Below are 18,104 nucleotides of genomic sequence, written 5' to 3' on the forward strand. Positions count from 1 at the left end.
CCCCCCCCCCCCCCCCCCCCCCCCCCCCCCCCCCCCCCCCGCCCCCCCCCCCCGCCGGGGGCGGCGCGCGGCGCCCCCGCCCCCCCGCCCCCCCCCCCCCCCGGCCGGGGATCGCCATGGCCAGCCAGGAACAGGCGTCGGGCCTGCAGTTTTACAACCGCGGCACGGTCGACGTGCGTCTGCGGTTTCGCTGCGGCGGCCAGCCGGCGTGGGACGCCTGGATCGGAGCGGGCGCCAGGCTGCGGGTGCCGCCGCCGCGCTGGAGCGCGCTGAGCGCCACGCTGCACTGGCTCGACCCTGATACCGGGGTCAGCCATCAGCTGGCGCCCCAGGTTTGTGGCGCCGGCACGCGGCTGGCGGCGACGCGGCACATCGTGGCGGGGGCGGCGCGCTTGTCGTGCGAGGCCGGCGCCGGCGTCGATCGCCAGGCGCTGCTGCTGGAAAACCATACCCGCGCCGAGCTGACGGTGGCGTTGGCGCTCGCGAACACGCCGTTTGCGTGGCCGCTGCGCGTGGCGGCGGGCGGGGGCGCCAGCGTGCGCGCCGGCGACATCGACTTCGTCGTCACGCTCAACGGCACCTCGTCCGCCGCGCGGACGGTTGCGACCTGGGATGGCGTGGTCACGATTGACATGGCCGAGGTCCACGGCAACCAGGTGCCGCTGATCGGGTACGCCGGCGATGGATCCATACACATCAACGCGAGAGGAAACCTATCATGAGTCACGATTCAATCACGTTTCAAAATTTGCTGGAGTTGCCGGCCAAGCCGGTGACCTTCCATGTGCAGGAAGAGGGCGCGCCGTCGGAAAAAATGTCGATACCGCTGCATGCCGTGGTCATCCACCAAGTCAACCCGAAGAAGGGGCCGTGGAAGGTCTGGGCCGTGGTCGAGGGGCTGGACCTTGACATGGTGGCGAGCGAAACCGGCGTGCGCACCATCAGCGCCGCCGAATTGCCCGCCAAGCTGACCATCCGTGCCGGCCGCATCATCGGCGCGCTATCCGGCGCCGGCAATCCCGACGGCGACCAGCGCACCGATGACGACGACGGCAGGCATGATGGCGGCCACGGCGATCACGGCCTCGAGGCCGAGCGCAAGCTGGCCTTCGCTATTCAAACCCAGCTGCAATCGAAGTGGTGCTGGGCCGCCGTGACCACCAGCGTGGCGCTGTTCTATCAGCCGAAAAGTGCGGTATCGCAATGCAAACTGGCGACCTGGCGCTGCAACGACGAGCATGACTGCTGCACCGCGCCACTGCCGGAGGGCTGCAATCATACCTACAACACCGGCCAGGCGCTGGCGCACGTCGGCCATCTGCAGGCCAGCACGCAGGGGGCGCTACCGCTGGCAACGCTGAAGAGCCAGATCGACGACGACCAGCCGGTCGGCGCCAGCGTGAAATGGAGCAGCGGCCGCGGCAACCACGCGATGGTGATCTACGGCTACAAGGACGACAGTATCTGGATCGCGGATCCTGGCCGCAGAGGCGGGGTCACCTACATGAAATACGCCGACTATCCCGCCAGTTACAAGAGCGGCGGCACCTGGGCCCGTACCTACACCACCAAGTCTGCCTGATGAATCGAGGAGCCAACATGTTGCAAATAACTGTCAAGAGTGCATCGGCGGCCGGTCTGGCGACCGCGCGCAAGGAACTACAGCACATCCCCGCCGGTGATTTCGGTGGCGTGCACTTCGATCCCGCGCGGGTCGACGTGGCGGCGGACCGCTGCTATCCCGTCTACGACGTCGAGCCGCCGACGGGCGCGGGCCAGGTCCGGCTGGAAAAAAGCGTGGCCTGCGGCGTCATGTTGCTGGCCGGCGACCGCCTGGGCCAGAAGGCGGCCGTCTATGTCGACGACAACGACGTGCTGCGGGAAGTGTTCATCGGCCAATTTGCCGAACGCTTCAGCCAGGCGCTGCGCCTGATGGCGGACGAGGGCATCAACGGCCGCTATGAACCGCGGCTGCTGCGCGCCAGCGAGTTGTATTACGAGGCACTGTGGGTGAAGGCGCTGGACGGCGGCCCCGACTACGTGGTCCCGCTGCAGCCGGGCGATCCCGCAGCGGGAGCGCAGACCACGGTGGAGGCGCAGCGCCACCTGACGGCGCAGTTCAGGCAATGGTCCGCCGTCGACGACGGCCAGGATGGCGATAGCGCTCCCTGAGCGCAGGCCCCGAGCGCGGCGCCGGCGGCGCCGCCTTCCCAACGTTCGGAGATGGTGATGAAACAGACCCTGCTTATGGAGCCGGCGCCGCCGGTGCTGCCCGGCCGCGCCGGTATCTGGCAATGCGAGGCGCGCGACGGCCACGTCAGCGTCAGCTGGCAGGCCGACGCCGCCGGCACCGAGGTCGGCGGCACGATCGCGGCCGGCGCGCAGTCCTGGCCCTACAAGCTGGGGTTGAACCTGGGCCCGGTGGTGCATCACTTCGGTGGCAGCGAGATCACCGTGGCGCTCAGCGACAAGGCCCCCGAGCTGCTTGAACCGGGCCCGCGCGGCAGCAACGGCCAGGTGTGGCTGGTGGTGAATGTGCCGCTGACCAATCAAAAAGGTTTCGACGGGGCGATCGCCAGCTGGTTCTCCGTCGATCCCGATGTCGACCCCGGCGAGGACGACGATCCCTATGAAGTGGAAATCGACGCGCCGCACCAGCCCAGCGACCTGTTTCCGTTTGTCTGGCTGCACCCGGCGGGGCCGCGCCAACTGCTGGACATGGCGCGCCGCTACATGCTCGCCGCCGTACCGACGCACGAGCCGTCCAGCTGGACCTTTTACCAGCAACTGGCCGCGATTCAGGGCAGCGACGCCACGGCGGCGGCGGCCAAGCGGCTGGCGGCGCAGAAATTCCGCAAGGACGGCTGCCCCGGCAGCACCTTCATCGCCGCGCTGAGCGAGCTGTCGTCGACGGTCCGGCAGTTTCCGCTGTGGCGGCTGGAAGTCGAGCTGTTGACCGGCCCGCAATACGCCGGCGATTTGCAGGCGGCGGCCCGCGCCTGCCTGGACCAGCCGCCGGCCGACTTTCTCGCCGGCAGCGAATGGCAAACGGCGCAGGCCCAGATCTGGCAAACGCTGTTCGCGCTGGCGCTGGCAGGAGCGGCGGCCGATGCGCCGCTGTGCGCCGGGCTGATCGATGTGCTGCGCTTTGGCCATTATCTGCAATTGCTGGCCGGGATAGACGCCGCCGCCGAGCTGGACGCCGCCTGGCGTCGCCTCGTGCTGCGGGCGCAGCCGGTGTTTCCCGACGTCGCCGCCGCGCTGGCGCCGTCACCGGCGATCGACGGGCCGGCGCCGCCCGGCACCGCAGGCTACTGGTCGGTGCGTGGCGCCGGCACGCTGAAGATGGCGCGGCAGCACCCTGGCGGCTATCTTGCGGGCGAGGTGGCCGACGTCGTCAACGTCATGCCGCATGAGCGGCAGGAGGTTCAGCAGCGGCTGGCCGCACAGCGCGGCGGCCATGAGCGCGGCAGCGACGAACGCCGGCACGACAGCCACGACGGCCGCGTCGCCAGCGCTGCCAACGAGCTTGGCGACGCGGTGCGCCAGCAGCTGGCGGCCGGCGCCCTCGTGCGCGACCTCAACAACGTCAATCCCGCCTACGATAACCTGAACATGACGCTGAAGGGCGCCTGGGCCGGTGGCGATGGCGGCAGCGCCTGGCATGCCGACGAGGCGGCGCGCTATGCGCAGCAACTGACGCAGCAGGCAGCCAGCCACCTGGCGGAGCGCATCAGCGCGCAGCGCGGCAGCGTCTGGGACGAGTTCCGCGAACGGCGGCTGCACAACCTGATCGACAACAGCGGTGACCAGCGCCTGGTGGGGATTTATCGCTGGGTCGACCGGCTGGTGCGCGTGCACATGCACAATTGCGGCCGCCGGCTGGTGTTGTCGGTCACGCTGGACCATCCGTCCGGGGACTGGCTGGCGCGCATCGCCGCCCAGGGTGCGGTGCCGCTGGTCAAGCCGGTGCCGCTGACGCTGTTCTCGGTGCCGGACGGACAAGGCTACCTGCAGCTCACGGCCGCGAACTACCAGGGCTACGGCGCGCAGTATGGCCTGCTCGACCTGGCCGCGCCGCCCGCCGCCGACCTGACCGTCAGCGCCCGTTACGACCGCGCCAGCCTGGACGACCCGGCCGGCATGAGGATACCGGACGGCTACAGCGCCGTCGCCGGCCAGCTGACGATGGGGCTGGCCGACCAGCGCTACAACCTGGTGTGCGTGGTGGCGGGGACCGCCTATCAGTCCGCTGCCCCCGCGCCGGTGCCGGTGCTGGGCGTGGCGGTGCCGACGCCGGCGACGGACGGCGCCTCGGTGCAAGACGCCGTGGTCAACACGCCAGCGATGCCGGTCTCGGCGATGACAAGCACCGCGCTGAAATTCGACGCGCCGGTAAGCGCCATGGTGCCGGTCACCGTGATGTCGGCGGCGCCGGCCTTCGTGGTGAAGGTCGACCTGCAATGCAGCCGCACGGCGCCGGCGACTGGCGACCAGGCGATCATCGCCTGGCAGATCGAGACCTTCGAGCGCCTGCTGCTGGCGTATCAGGCCGCCTGCGTTCGCTACGACGAGCAACTGGCGGCGCGCGTGGCTGCCGCCAGCGACGGCCGCGGCGCCGAGGTGCAGCGCGCCGTGCTGCGCCAGCAGTGCCTGCGCTTGCTGGCGCCGGCCAGCGCCGGCGGCCAGGACTATCGCGCGCTGGAGCCCTTGCTGGACTGGAGCGCCATGGGCTGGCAGTACGACAACTGGGGCGCTGCGGCGCCGGACAACTGGCCCGATCCGGTCGCGTCGGTCAAGACCCAGCCGTCGTCGGAGCAGCTGTTCCGGCAGTTCCTGCAGGCGAGCTCGGTCAGCATCATGCTGCCGGCCAGCCATGGCTGGGAGGCCTGGCTGCTGTTCTACCTGCAGTATCAGCAGCCGTGGCCGGGCAGCCCGGACAATGTGCCGCTGACCGCCAGCACCATGCTATTGCTCGAAGAGATAGTCAATCCCGGCAATGTCGTGCTGCGCGCGCCGGACGGCGAACTGCTGGCGCTGGAGACGCTGCTGCGCCCCGGAACCGAGGCGTCGTGGACGGTACGGCTGCCGACCTCGATGCTGTATCTGCAAAAAGGCGCCGAGCTGCCGACATTCAAGAGCGCTGGCCGTGCATAGCGCGCTGCCGGTGGGGGTGATCATGCCGTACGCCGGGCGGCTGGCCAAGGATGACGACAGCCAGGCCAACATCCGCCAGATCAAGGCGCAGCTGGCCTCGACGGGCTGGATGTTTTGCGATGGCAGTCCGCTTGATCCCAAGGACTTCCCGCGCTTGTATGGCGTGCTCCAGTTCGACTTCGGCAAGGATGCAAAAGGCCATTTCCTGCTGCCGGATTTGCGCGGACAATTCATCCGCGGCGTCAGCGAGACGCCGGTGCAGGATCCCGACCGCTGCAGCCGCGCGACACCGAGGCTGGGCAAGGGGGAGGGGCCGTATGTGGGATCGGTCCAGCGCGACGCGTTCCAGGGCCACCAGCACGACTACACCTCGCTGAAGAAACTGACGCCGCTGATCGTCGAGGAAGGCTCGACACCGCTGGACTACACGCTGGCCGAGGACACGTCCACCAGCGCCTACGTCGCCGACGGCGACTATGGCAAGCCGCGGCCGGCGCAGGAAACGCGGCCGGTCAACCTCTATCTGAACTACATCATTTTTGTGGGCCGGCCGTTTCCCGCATATTGAGCAGCCCGGCCGGCAGCGACCGGCACAGCGCGATCGCCAGTTCCTCCTGCAGCGCGATGGACGGCACGCCCACGCGGTCCGACTGGCTGGACCAGAGCAGCCGGCGATCGCTGACGCGCAGCAGCCTGGCCGATAACCGCAGGCGCTCACCGGCGAAGCGAACGCTTCCCTGCAGCAGCAGGCCGGCCTGGACGGCGCTGCCGGCGCCGGCTGTCTGCAGCGTGATGGTGTCGCCATATTCCTGGAACAGTTGGTAGCTCACTTCCTCGTCCAGTCCGCGCGTAAAGGCGGCGCTGCCGCTGTCCGGCGGAATGCAGCTGAACGGCTCGAGGGTCAGTAAATTGCCGCGCGCGGGCCGGAAGGCCGGCGTGTCGCGCTGTGCGATCAGCGGCACATAACTGCCTTTGGGAACCGTGAAAATGATATCGCCTTGAAAGTCGTCGCGGGCATACAGCGCCTGCAACTTCTCGCGCAGGCGGCCAACCTGCACCCGCACGATGGGATCCTCGCCGGTATGGTAGGACCTCGGGCTGCGGTCGAACACCTCGATGCCAATGCTGTATTCGCTGAGCGCGTTGCCGGCGCCGGCCAGGCGCTTTTCCACGAGGTAGCGCAGCAGGCGGCTGAGTCGCGTGCACTTGCAAAACAGCTCGCTGGTCAACACCTGCGCCAGGGCCGCGCGCACGGCATGGGCGTCGAACCCGTCATCATTGGATGTGGCCGGCGCCGGCAGCGGGGAGGGAACCGTCAACGTACTCAGACTATGCATGGATGACTCGATCGAAGTTGGTGCGCCGTGAACGTCGGCGCTCCGTGTTCCATAGTCAAATTCCGTGCCAGCCGGCGGGCCTGAGTTTACGGGCGCCGGGCGGCGCCGGCGTGTCAACGGCGCCGCTATTTACATGTCAACAGCGTGGCAACTAAGCCCCTGCCTTGTTCGCCGCCTTCAGGATTTTTTCCACCGGCGCCGGCCGCAGGCGGAACGCGTCCGGCATGCCGGAACCCAGCAGCGGCCGCAGGTACATGCGGAAGGCGTCGGTCACGTCGGTGCCGCTGGCGCTGATGAACTCGTCCTCCATGACCCGCGTCTTGCCGGCCACGTCGGACAGCGCCATCAGCTCGTAGTTGACCGCGTAGTCGCCGATGCGCTTGATCGCCACCGAGCCATCGCGGCCGCCCCACATGGCGAACTGCACCGCCTTCTCGCCCACTTCGCGCGCCTCGCGCTGATCGACGCCGGACACGCAGCCGCTGAAGGAGCGCTGCAGATAGCCGAAGGTGTCGCCGCGCACGCGCTTGATGCCCAGCTTGGCCTTGATCTCGTCGCACAGCAGGTCGGCCAGCGCGCCGGTGCCCGACAGCTGCACGTTGCCGTGGGCGTCGCGCTCGACTTCCGTGGCCAGCAGGCTGGCGATGGCCTCGCCCGACGCATCGTGGATGCCCTCGGACACGGCGATCACGCAGCGGCCGTAGCGCTCGTACACGGCCTTGACGTCGGCCAGGAACTGGTCGAGCGAGAACACGCGCTCGGGCAGGTAGATCAGGTGCGGGCCGTCGTCCGGGAACTTCTTGCCCAGCGCGGCGGCGGCGGTCAGGAAGCCGGCGTGGCGGCCCATCACCACGCCCACGTACACGCCGGGCAGCGAGGCGTTGTCCAGGTTGGCGCCGGCAAACGCCTGGGCGACAAAGCGCGCCGCCGACGGGAAGCCCGGCGTGTGGTCGTTGCCGACCAGGTCGTTGTCGATGGTCTTGGGGATGTGGATGCAGCGCAGCGGATAGCCGGCCTGCTGCGCCTGCTCGCTGACGATGCGCACGGTGTCGGACGAATCGTTGCCGCCGATGTAGTAGAACTGCTCGATCTCGTGCGCGCGCAGGACTTTGAAGATTTCCTCGCAATACGGCAGGTCCGGCTTGTCGCGGGTCGAGCCCAGCGCCGACGACGGCGTGGCCGCCACCAGTTCGAGGTTGTGGCTGGTCTCGCGCGTCAGATCGACCAGGTCTTCGTTGATGATGCCGCGCACGCCGTGCAGCGCGCCGTAGACGCGGGTGACGTCGCGGAAGCGGCGCGCCTCCAGCACCACGCCCGCCAGCGACTGGTTGATGACGGCGGTCGGCCCGCCTCCCTGTGCGACCAGAATTTTTCCCGACGACATACGCCCCTCCCCTGGTAAGTACGATCCGCTAGCTTACTCCGGAATGTGGTCTCACTTGCATGATTTTCCGGATTTTTCCAATGCCGCAGCGACTTCGGCCCCGGTGAGCACGGCCGGGATGGGGCCGATCTCCGGCATGCCGTCGGGGCCCAGGCGCGGCGGCGCGACCGGGGCCTCGTTCGGGCAGGCCGGCACCGAGCGCGGTAGCGCCGCCGCCAGGGCCAGCAACTGCGGGCCCGCGGGATGCCGGGCGTCGTTCCCGTCCAGCCAGAGCTCGTAGCTGCGCCGTCCCTCGGTCCAGGTCAGGCTGGACACCATGCGCCCCGACGGCGCCCGCAGCACCACCAGGCGGGCCGGCGAGCCGTTGACGCGCTCCTGCTCGAACTGCGCGGCGCGCCAGCTTGACGAGCCGTCGGCGGACATGTCATGCTCGAACAGCACCAACGTATGGCCGTCCGGCGTGCGGAAGGCGCGATACAGGCGCGATCTGGTGTCGTTGACGGACTCGCTCCAGGCGCCCGCGCTCTCGAAACCGGCGAACGGCGTGCGCGCCAGCTCCACCGGAGGAAACGCCACATCGGCAAGCGCCGCCGCACGTAGCAACGGCAGATCGTAGCGCGCCAGGCTGGCCTCGCATGCCGGAAGATAGCCGTTCTTGCGCAGGTCGGCTTCGTCGCGAGCCTGGGCTTCGGCAAAACCGGGGGCGCCCGGCGGCGGCCCCAGGCCGCAGGCGCCATCGGATGCGCTGCCGCGCCCGTGCGCGGCGATGACCGCCAGCAGGGCCGCGGCGGCACAGGCATATGCCGCCCGGCGCATCAAGGTTGCGCTCGGTCTCACTGCGCGCCGATATTCTTGTCCAGGAATTTCTCCACGCGGCCCCAGAAGTCGATGCGGTTCTTCGGCAGCGCCCAGCCGTGGCCTTCCTCCGGGTATTCGATCCACTCGACGTTCGGGTTGGTCTCCTTGATCGCATTGTAGAACCTGGTGCCGTGCGGCAGCGGCACGCGCATGTCGGAGCCGCCGTAGGCCAGCAGCAGCGGCTGCTTGATGCGGGCGGCCTGCAGCAGCGGCGACGTGGCCTTGAGCTGCTCGGCGTCCTGGACCGGGTCGCCGACCAGCTGCGGCATGCCGTACTGCTTCCATGCGTCGGACATGTCGGACACATAGAACCATGAACCGTCGCGCAGCAGGTTGATGTCGGTCACGCCCGCCCATTCGACGCCGCATTTGTACAGATCGGGATCGTTGATCAGGCCCATCAACGTGGCATAGCCGCCGTAGCTGGCGCCGGCGATGCAGACCCGCTTGGCGTCGGCCACGCCCTGGGCGATGGCCCAGCGCGTGCCGTCGGCGATATCGTCCTGCATCTTCAGGCCCCATTGCTTCCAGCCGGCGCGGAAATGCGCGTAGCCGTAGCCGGTGCTGCCGCGGAATTCCGGCTCCAGCACCGCGTAGCCGCGCGAGGCCAGGAACTGCGCGTCCGCATCCCAGTCCCAGCGGCCGCCACGCACGTAAGGGCCGCCGTGCACCAGCACCACCATCGGCAGGTTCTTGCCGGGGCCGCGCGGCAAGGTCAGCCAGGCCGGGATGTCGAGGCCGTCGCGCGCCTTGTAGCGCACCAGCGACTTGGGCGCCATCTGGTTGGGATTGATGGCCGGGTGGGTGGCGCCGATCGCCGTCAGGGCCTTGGTGTCGCGGTTGTAGAGCAGGGTGCGCGAGGGCCAGATGTCGGCAAACGCGGTCACCAGCACCCACGGCGCTTCCGGCCGCGACGGCGGCGTCAGCAGGTTGACGGTGTTGGGCAGCTTGGCGTCGATGTCGGCCTGCATGGCCTTCATCGCCGGGTCGAACCATACGGTGCCCTGGGCATCGGTCAGGTAGCGCACGCCGAGCAGCTTGTTCTGGTCCATGATCAGGCGGCCGCTGAAGTCGAAGCCCTGCAGGTTGACCAGCGGTTTGTCGGAAATGGTGTTGGTGGCGAAATCGTAGGTGTGGACGGCCGAGGTGTCGCTGTGCTTGCGGGTGACCACGTACAGCGTGCCGTCCGGCCCGAACGCCAGCGGCGAAAAGGCTTCCTTGCTGCCGGTATAGGTATCGAAGCCGATCAGCTTGCGCCATTCGTTGTTGGCGGGGTCGCGGTAGTAGATGGTGCTGACGTTGTCCTTGCGCGTCTCCGTCAGGCGTGGCTCGCCCTTGTTGTCGAGCATCCAAACCATGCTGTCGCCGGGACGCGGCACGCTGGAGGCGATGCGGCCGGTGACGGTGTTCAGGCGTTCAAGGTTGACGTAGTTCAGCTGTCCCGGCCCGCTGAAGCTCTTGTCGAGCACATACATGTAGTCGGAATCCTGCGGGCCGCGCTGGCTCAGCATATAGGTATGCCACGGCAGCAGCTCGCGCGGCGGCAGGCCGCCCTGGCTGCTGGTGATGAACGGCGTGCCGTTGCGCATGGCCAACTGGCGGAAGCCGCTGCCGTCGCGGTTGATCGCGTACAGGCCGGGCGCGTAGCGCAGGTCGCCCTGGGCCAGGTCGCGGTCGGCGGCGGTGAAGGCCAGGCGGTTGTCGTTCACCCACTGGAAATCGCCGATGTCGGCGTCGCTGAAGTTGCCGACTACCTTGACGGTGTTGGCGCCCAGTTCCACCACGGCCAGGCGGTCGCGCTTTTCCTTGGCGCCCACGCGCACGGCGAGGTATTTGCCGCTCGGCGACAGGATGGCGCCGGTGAATTCGGGGTTGCCGAAGAAATCGGCGATCGGCGGCGGGGCCTTGCCGGCGCCAGGCGCGGCATCGGCAGCCAGGGCGCTGTGGCAAACGGCGCAAGCCAGTAACAGCAGGGTACGGATATGCATGGCGGTATGTTTGTGAAATAGATAACTCGAGCACCATACCATCAAGTTATCAAATCTGCCACAGGGCAAATGTATCTCAGAGTTCCGGCGCGCGGATGTAGTCGACCAGCGCATTGGTCTGGCGGTCCGGCGCCGGCGTCAGCAGACTGACCACGGCCATCGTCAGCAGCCCGGCCGGCACGCCGAAGATGCCGGCCGAGATGGGGGCGATGTGGAACCACTGGCCCGCCGCGCTGCCGCCCAGGACGGGATTGGTATGCAGCATGTAGTAGACGCAGACCGTGAAGCCGGCCACCATGCCGGCGATCGCTCCCTGGTGGTTGGCGCGCTTCCAGAACACGCCCAGCACCAGTGCCGGGAACAGCGTGGCGGCCGCCAGCGAGAACGCGGCGCCGACCAGCGACAGGATGTCGCCCGGCTTGGTCGAGGCGGCGTAGGCGGCGATGAAGGCCACCGCCAGCAACAGCAGCTTGGAGATGGTGACGCGCTTTTGCGTCGAGGCGCCGCGGTCGACGATCTTGTAGTAGATGTCGTGCGACAGCGCGTTCGAGATCGCCAGCAGCAGCCCGTCCGCCGTCGACAGCGCGGCGGCCAGCCCGCCGGCCGCCACCAGGCCGGAGATCACATAGGGCAGGCCGGCGATTTCCGGCGTGGCCAGCACCAGCACGTCGGCGTCGATGGTGATCTCGGCCAGCTGCACGATGCCGTCGCCGTTGACGTCGGTGATGCTGAACAGCGGATTGACCTTGTCGACGTTGGTCCAGTACGACACCCAGTTCGGCAGGTGGGCGAAATCGCTGCCGACCAGCGAGTTGTAGATGTCGTACTTGACCAGCACCGCCAGCGCCGGAATGGTCAGGTAGATCAGCAGGATGAAGAACAGCGTCCACAGCACCGATACCCGCGTCTCGTGCACCGACGGCGTGGTGTAGGAGCGCATCAGGATGTGCGGCAGCGCGGCGGTGCCCAGCATCAGGCAGAACACCAGCGCGAGGAAGTTGTTGCGCTTGATGTCCGAGGTTTCGGCGTCGCCCGGGTAGGGCGTGGCGTGCGGCGTGATCGGCTCGGCGCGGGCCAGGTTCTGCGCCCGGGCGTCGGCCCACTCGCGCGCGGCCGCGTCGGCGTCTTTCGGATAGGCGATCAGGCCCCGTTCGGCGGCGCGGATTTCCAGCAGCGAGGCGTTGCGCAGCTTGACGCTGTCGAGCTTGCGCTGGACCTCGACGCGGCCCGCTTCCCACGAGGCGGGCAGGGCGCGGATGCGGGCGTCGTAGTCGTCGGCGCGGCGGCGGAAGATGGCGCGCACCTCGGCCTCCTTGGCGTCGTCGATCAGCACCGCTTCGCGCGCGCTCAGCTTGGGCAGCAGCTTGCCGTAGGCCACCTGCGGTATCGGGTTGTCGGTGTGTTTGCCGGAGAGCCAGATGGCGGGAATCAGGAAGGCCACCAGGATGATGATGTATTGCGCCACCTGGGTCCAGGTGATGGCGCGCATGCCGCCGAGGAAGGAGCACACCAGGATGCTGGCCAGGCCGAGGAAGATGCCGACCGAGAAATCGACGCCGGTGAAGCGCGAGGCGATCAGGCCGACCGCATAGATCTGCGCCACCACGTAGGTGAACGAGACGATGATGGTGGCCGCCACCGCCAGGATGCGCACGGCGCGGCCGCCTTTGTTGCTGCTGTCGCCGGCGCCGCCGTAGCGGGCGGCGAGGAAGTCGGGGATGGTGTACTGGCTGAACTTGCGCAGGTAGGGCGCGATCAGGATCGCCACCAGGCAGTAGCCGCCGGTCCAGCCCATGATGTAGGCCAGGCCGTCGAAGCCGTGCAGGTACAACCCGCCGGCCAGGCTGATGAAGCTGGCGGCGGAGATCCAGTCGGCGGCGGTGGCCATGCCGTTGAACATGGCCGGCACGCGGCGCCCGGCGACGTAGTATTCCAGCACGTTGGAGGTGCGGCTCAACACGCCCAGCGTGGCGTACAGCACGATGGTGGCGAACATGAACAGGTGACCGATCCACACGCGCGGCATGCCTTCCTGCTCCAGCACCGCGAGCGCGATCAGGAAGCCGGCGAAGCCGATGGTGAACAGCGCGTAGTAGCTGCGCAGGCGCTGAAGGAAGGTGCGTGGGGTTTTCAAGCGCGGCGCTCCGCGGCGGCGGCCTGGTCCAGCCGGCGCATGCGCCAGGCGTAGACGGCCAGGATGGCCAGGTAGACCAGCGACGCGCCCTGCGCCGCCAGGTAGAACGACAGCGGCCAGCCGAACACGCTCAGGCCGGCCAGCTCGCGCGCGAAGAAGGCGGCGCAGAAGCCGGTCGTCAGCCACAGCAGCAGAAGGATGGCCGACAGGCGGCGCGTCTTGCGCCAGTGTTCGGCGCGGGTGATCGGTGGTGCTTTATCCATAGTGCGGCGGCTCGCTTTCTTCATCTTGCGGGCGCGGCGGCAGCGGGAAGCTCAGGCGGAACAGCGCGCCCGGCAGCTTGGACTGCGTGGCGCGCGGATTGCTGAAGATGTCGACCTCGGCGCCATGCTGCTGTGCGATCTCGCGCACGATCGCCAGGCCCAGGCCGCTGCCCTCGGCGGTGTTGCCCAGGATGCGGTAGAAGCGCTCGAACACGCGCTCACGTTCGGCCGGCGCGATGCCCGGTCCGGTGTCCTCGACTTCCAGATAGCCGCGCTCGCTCTCGTCGCTGCGCACCCGCACCGTCACGCTGCCGCCGGCAGGCGTGTAGCGCAGCGCGTTGTCGATCAGGTTGGACAGCAGCTCGCGCAGCATGGTCGGATTGCCGACGATCTGCACCGGCTCGGCCGGCGCCTCGAAGCCCAGGTCGATGCGCTGCGCAAACGAAGCCGGCACCCAGTCCTGCACCGCGCTGCGCGCCAGCTCGGACAGTTCCAGCGGCAGCATGGCGGTGCCGGCCTGCGGCTGGTTCTCCGCGCGCGCCAGGGCCAGCAGCTGGTTCACCAGGCGCGTGGCCGCTTCCGAACTCTTGGCCAGCTGCTCCAGCGAGCGGTGGATTTCGCCGCTGTCGGTCTGCCGCAGCGCCAGCTCGGACTGCATGCGCATGCCGGCCAGCGGCGTGCGCATCTGGTGCGCGGCGTCGGCGATGAAGCGCTTCTGCATGTCGATCGACAGCGACAGCCGCGCCAGCATCTCGTTGAGCGAACGCACCAGCGGCGATATCTCTTCCGGCACCTGGTTGGAGGCGATCGGGCTCAGGTCGTCCGAGCTGCGCGCCCGTATCCGTTCCTGCAGCTGCGCCAGCGGCGACAGTCCCCGCGCCAGCGCAAACCACACCAGCGCCAGGACGATGGGCAGGATGATGAACTGCGGCAGGATCACGCCCTTGATGATGGCGTTGGCCAGCTGCGCGCGTTTTTCCAGCGTCTCGGCCACCTGCACCAGCGCCAGCTGCGCATCGTCGGCCTGGCTGCGCTCCAGCCGCACATAGGTATAGGCCACGCGCACCGGCGTGCCGTGCATGGTGTCGTTGCGGAAGCGCACGCTGCCGCCGCTGAACTTGTCCTCCTCGTCGAGCGGCGGCGGCAGGTCGCGGTCGCCGTCGATGTGCTCGCCGCGCGGCCCCTGGATCTGGAAGTACACATTGTCGATGTCGTCGGCGCGCAGGATGTCGCGGGCCGAGCCGGGCAGGCTCTTGATGATCTTGCCGTCCACCGCGTGCACCTGCTGCGCCAGCACGGTCACGCTGTCTTCCAGCGCGTGGTCGAACGGCTGGTTGGCGATGGACTTGGCCACCAGGTAGGTGATCGCGATGCTCATCGGCCACAGCAGCAGCAGCGGCGCCAGCATCCAGTCCAGGATCTCGCCGAACAGCGAGTGCTGGATGCCTTCGTCGGCCTCGGCCGCCGGCGGCTGGTATTCCTCGCCGTCGGCCTGGCCGGGTTCCTGCTGCTGCGTCGCCGGGATCACTTGGCGGCGTCGCCGAGGTCGTTGCTGGCGCGGGCGGCGTCCGAGTATTTTTCCAGGCAGTAGCCCAGGCCGCGCACGGTGGCGATGCGGATGCCGCCCACCTCGATCTTCTTGCGCAAGCGATGCACATAGACCTCGATGGCGTTGTTGCTGACTTCCTCACCCCATTCGCACAGGTGGTCGACCAGCTGTTCCTTGGACACCAGCCGGCCGGTGCGCGCCAGCAGGATCTCCAGCAGGCCCAGCTCGCGCGCCGACAGGTCCAGCATCTGCTCGTTGATGTAGGCGCTGCGGCCGACCTGGTCGTAGGACAGCGGACCGTGCTTGATGACGGTGGCGCCGCCGCCGGCGCCGCGCCGGGTCAGCGCCCGCACCCGCGCTTCCAGCTCGGACAGCGCGAACGGCTTGGCCATGTAGTCGTCGGCGCCCAGGTCGAGGCCGTTGACGCGCTGCTCGATCGAGTCGGCGGCGGTCAGGATCAGCACCGGCAGCAGCGAGGAGCGCGCGCGCAGGCGGCGCAGCACCTCCAGGCCGGACAGCTTGGGCAGGCCCAGGTCCAGTATCAGCAAATCGAATTCCTGGGTCGACAGGGCGGTGTCGGCCTCCTGGCCGTTGCGCACGCAATCGATGGCGTAGCCGGATTGGCGCAGCGACCGGGTCAAGCCGTCGGCCAGGACGCTATCGTCCTCGGCAAGTAAAATACGCATGGTAGACACTCCTGCAGCAGAAGCTTGTATTGTGTTTCATTTCACGCAAGGTGGCGAGTTTTTGTGCGAACTCAAAATTGTTTAAAAATCGTGCTTGCATTAAGCACTGTTTTTTTATACAGTACTGCCTGTACCGACGAATTTGCACCCACCCACTGGTTGAAAGAACATTATGGACGATAAAAAAGCTGTTGTACCTGCATCTGAAAAGGCCAAGGCGCTGGCTGCCGCGCTGGCACAGATTGAAAAGCAATTCGGCAAAGGCTCCGTAATGCGCATGGACGCCAGCACGCCGATGGAAGAGGTGCAAGTGGTGTCGACCGGCTCGCTCGGCCTGGACATCGCCCTGGGCGTCGGCGGCCTGCCGCGCGGCCGCGTGGTGGAAATCTACGGTCCGGAATCGTCGGGTAAGACCACGCTGACCCTGCAAACCATCGCGGAAATGCAAAAACTGGGCGGCACCTGCGCCTTCATCGACGCGGAACACGCGCTGGACGTCGGCTATGCGCAAAAATTGGGCGTCAACCTGCATGAACTGCTGATCTCGCAGCCGGACACCGGCGAGCAGGCGCTGGAAATCTGCGACGCGCTGGTGCGTTCCGGTTCGGTCGACATGGTGGTGATCGACTCCGTCGCCGCGCTGACGCCGCGCGCCGAGATCGAAGGCGACATGGGCGATTCGCTGCCGGGCCTGCAAGCCCGTCTGATGTCGCAGGCGCTGCGCAAGCTGACCGGTTCGATCAACCGCACCAACACCCTGGTCATCTTCATCAACCAGATCCGCATGAAGATCGGCGTCATGTTCGGCAGCCCTGAGACCACCACCGGCGGCAACGCGCTGAAGTTCTACGCCTCCGTGCGCCTGGACATCCGCCGCACCGGCTCGATCAAGTCGGGTGACGAGGTGATCGGCAACGAAACCAAGGTCAAGGTCGTCAAGAACAAGATCGCGCCGCCGTTCAAGGAAGCGCACTTCGACATCCTGTATGGCGCGGGCACCTCGCGCGAAGGCGAAATTCTTGATCTGGGTGTGGAAGCGAAGATCGTCGAGAAGTCCGGTTCCTGGTACAGCTACAACGGCGAGCGCGTCGGCCAGGGCAAGGACAACGCCCGCATCTTCCTGCAAGAGCGTCCTGAGCTGGCATGGGAAATCGAAAACAAGGTCCGCGAATCGCTGGGCGTGCGCGCACTGCCGCCGCTGAACACCGATAAAGCCGACACCGTCGTCAAGCTGAAGTCCGTCGACAAAGCCGATAAGGCCGACAAAGCGGACAAAGCCGACGCGGCGTAAAATAGCCGCCATCCTCGCGAAAGCGGGGATCCATGCTGAGCATGCGTTCTATAGGCTCCCGCCTGCGCGGGAGCGACGGATCGACCACCGCGCTGTTTATTCAGCCGGTGGTTTTCTCATTGTGCAGAGGGTTTTATGGCAGCACCGCAACTGAGCCTGAAGGCACGCGCATTGCGATTCCTGTCGATGCGCGAACACAGCCGGCTGGAACTGGGCCGCAAGCTGTCGCGCTACGCGGAAGAGGGCGACGACATCGAAGCCCTGCTCGACTTGCTGGAAAAGAACAACTGGCTGTCGCAGGAGCGTTTTTCCGAAGCGCTGATCCACCGCCGCTCCGCGCGCTTCGGCAACAGCCGCATCGTCGCCGAGCTGCAGAGCCACGGCATCAAAGGCGAGGAGCTGCAGGAACTGAAGGCCGGCCTGGCCGAAGGCGAGACCGAGCGCTGCCAGGATGTGTGGAACCGCAAGTTCGGCACCGTGGCCGCCGATCCGCAGGAACGCAACAAGCAGATGCGCTTCCTGCTGCAGCGTGGATTTTCCCAGCGCGCGGTCCAGGCCGCATTAAAAGGCGCGCCGGAGGATGATTAAGCGCGACTGAGCGGCTGGACTGAACGGCTGCCGCAACGCACCATACAATGTTTCCATGACTGAAATACGATTGATGAATTTCTTGTAAAAACAACCTCGAAACGCCCATTTTTGTGGTCAAAACATATGTTCTGGCGCAACTGGCGGTCTTGATGTGCTACACTTTTGGGGTTTTTGCAGCGCCGCAGGTGCGGTAGTTGTCCGTAGAAGCTGCGGACACGTGCGTTTCAGCACATGGCTGCTTACTAAATTTCTGTCGCGAGAGCGGCATCGGTCTTATGTCCCTGTCAACCCCAGTTACCCGACGTGCGCTACGGCACACGCGCGCAATTGCCGTCCAAGCGTACGCACGCGATGACGGCCTGTGGGATCTTGACGCCCATATCACTGATATCAAAGTGCACGACACCGTGCTGGCCTCGGGCCCACGCGCTGGCGGCACCCCCCTGCATGACCTGCACCTGCGTTTGACCGTCGATCTGCAACTGACCATCGTCGATGCCGAAGCCGCATCCGATGCCGTTCCGTATCCCGGCCACTGCGACACCATTGCTCCCGATTACAAACAACAGCTAGTCGGCCTGAACCTGATGAAGGGTTTCCGCCACGAGCTCAAGCAACGCCTGGCCGGTATTTCCGGCTGCACCCACTTGACCGAACTGGCGCAGATCCTGCCGACGGCCGCGGTGCAGGCGTTTGCCAACGATGTCTGGTCGACCAACGACGCGGCTACCGAAGATAACGGCGTGCCGCGCCACAAGCCTTTTCAACTCGACAAATGCCATGCCCTGCGCACCGACGGCGGAGCAGTGGCGCAGTTTTACCCGCGCTGGGTGGTCAAAGCAGCACCAGGTGGCGCGTAGCAATCT

General features: G+C 67.2%; 16 protein-coding genes. 8 read left to right on the top strand and 8 right to left on the bottom strand.

The features are described 5' to 3' along the window. The 5 genes from ACCD07_RS05130 to ACCD07_RS05150 all read left to right on the top strand — a co-directional run. A partial coding sequence (locus ACCD07_RS05130) for a hypothetical protein (RefSeq protein ID WP_413446707.1) occupies positions 1-722 on the top strand: 722 nt, incomplete at its 5' end. Beyond that, the gene (locus tag ACCD07_RS05135) at positions 719-1,582 is read left to right on the top strand and encodes a papain-like cysteine protease family protein (protein ID WP_176652271.1); all 864 of its coding nucleotides are present in this window, start codon (positions 719-721) and stop codon (positions 1,580-1,582) included. The genes ACCD07_RS05130 and ACCD07_RS05135, both read left to right, overlap by 4 nt. Before the next feature lie 17 nt (positions 1,583-1,599). Beyond that, the gene (locus ACCD07_RS05140) at positions 1,600-2,172 is read left to right on the top strand and encodes a hypothetical protein (RefSeq protein ID WP_176652272.1); all 573 of its coding nucleotides are present in this window, start codon (positions 1,600-1,602) and stop codon (positions 2,170-2,172) included. A 57-nt stretch (positions 2,173-2,229) separates the two neighbouring features. Next, positions 2,230-5,157, top strand: coding sequence for a hypothetical protein (locus ACCD07_RS05145; protein WP_176652273.1), 2,928 nt, complete (start codon positions 2,230-2,232; stop codon positions 5,155-5,157). Next, a complete protein-coding gene (locus tag ACCD07_RS05150; protein WP_176652274.1) occupies positions 5,150-5,725 on the top strand; it encodes a phage tail protein in 576 nt (191 codons plus the stop codon). Before ACCD07_RS05145 ends, ACCD07_RS05150 begins: the two co-directional genes overlap by 8 nt. Here ACCD07_RS05150 and ACCD07_RS05155 read toward each other — a convergent pair. The 8 genes from ACCD07_RS05155 to ACCD07_RS05190 form a co-directional block, all read right to left on the bottom strand. Next, positions 5,691-6,494: a hypothetical protein gene (locus ACCD07_RS05155; protein ID WP_413446708.1), complete on the bottom strand. Its 804-nt coding sequence runs from the start codon at positions 6,492-6,494 to the stop codon at positions 5,691-5,693. The genes ACCD07_RS05150 and ACCD07_RS05155 overlap by 35 nt on opposite strands. A gap of 151 nt (positions 6,495-6,645) precedes the next feature. Beyond that, positions 6,646-7,878: a 6-phosphofructokinase gene (locus ACCD07_RS05160; protein WP_176652276.1), complete on the bottom strand. Its 1,233-nt coding sequence runs from the start codon at positions 7,876-7,878 to the stop codon at positions 6,646-6,648. 51 nt (positions 7,879-7,929) lie between these two features. Further along, a complete protein-coding gene (locus ACCD07_RS05165) occupies positions 7,930-8,454 on the bottom strand; it encodes a hypothetical protein (RefSeq protein WP_413446709.1) in 525 nt (174 codons plus the stop codon). 257 nt (positions 8,455-8,711) lie between these two features. Beyond that, on the bottom strand, positions 8,712-10,724 hold the full coding sequence (locus ACCD07_RS05170; protein ID WP_413446710.1) for an alpha/beta hydrolase family protein: 2,013 nt from the start codon (positions 10,722-10,724) through the stop codon (positions 8,712-8,714). 76 nt (positions 10,725-10,800) lie between these two features. Continuing rightward, on the bottom strand, positions 10,801-12,858 hold the full coding sequence (locus tag ACCD07_RS05175) for a sodium:solute symporter family protein (protein ID WP_413446711.1): 2,058 nt from the start codon (positions 12,856-12,858) through the stop codon (positions 10,801-10,803). Next, the gene (locus ACCD07_RS05180; protein WP_413446712.1) at positions 12,855-13,121 is read right to left on the bottom strand and encodes a DUF4212 domain-containing protein; all 267 of its coding nucleotides are present in this window, start codon (positions 13,119-13,121) and stop codon (positions 12,855-12,857) included. Before ACCD07_RS05180 ends, ACCD07_RS05175 begins: the two co-directional genes overlap by 4 nt. Then, positions 13,114-14,649 carry a sensor histidine kinase N-terminal domain-containing protein gene (locus ACCD07_RS05185; protein WP_413446713.1) on the bottom strand — a complete coding sequence of 512 codons (1,536 nt, stop codon included), beginning with the start codon at positions 14,647-14,649 and terminating at the stop codon, positions 13,114-13,116. The genes ACCD07_RS05180 and ACCD07_RS05185 overlap by 8 nt, the downstream gene beginning before the upstream one ends. Beyond that, the gene (locus ACCD07_RS05190) at positions 14,646-15,356 is read right to left on the bottom strand and encodes a response regulator (protein ID WP_413446714.1); all 711 of its coding nucleotides are present in this window, start codon (positions 15,354-15,356) and stop codon (positions 14,646-14,648) included. The genes ACCD07_RS05185 and ACCD07_RS05190 overlap by 4 nt, the downstream gene beginning before the upstream one ends. A 172-nt stretch (positions 15,357-15,528) precedes the next feature. Between ACCD07_RS05190 and recA the strand changes: the two genes are divergently transcribed. The 3 genes from recA (at position 15,529) to ACCD07_RS05205 (ending at position 18,098) form a co-directional block, all read left to right on the top strand. Then, positions 15,529-16,647 carry a recombinase RecA gene (recA, locus tag ACCD07_RS05195; RefSeq protein WP_413446715.1) on the top strand — a complete coding sequence of 373 codons (1,119 nt, stop codon included), beginning with the start codon at positions 15,529-15,531 and terminating at the stop codon, positions 16,645-16,647. 135 nt (positions 16,648-16,782) lie between these two features. Beyond that, positions 16,783-17,235 carry a recombination regulator RecX gene (gene recX, locus ACCD07_RS05200; RefSeq protein ID WP_413446716.1) on the top strand — a complete coding sequence of 151 codons (453 nt, stop codon included), beginning with the start codon at positions 16,783-16,785 and terminating at the stop codon, positions 17,233-17,235. A 278-nt stretch (positions 17,236-17,513) separates the two neighbouring features. Then, on the top strand, positions 17,514-18,098 hold the full coding sequence (locus tag ACCD07_RS05205) for a DUF2889 domain-containing protein (protein WP_176652284.1): 585 nt from the start codon (positions 17,514-17,516) through the stop codon (positions 18,096-18,098). The last annotated feature ends 6 nt before the right edge of the window (positions 18,099-18,104 follow it).

Origin of the sequence: Duganella sp. Dugasp56 (genome assembly GCF_047304105.1) — a bacterium.
In the GTDB taxonomy this organism is placed as follows: domain Bacteria; phylum Pseudomonadota; class Gammaproteobacteria; order Burkholderiales; family Burkholderiaceae_D; genus Rugamonas; species Rugamonas hordei.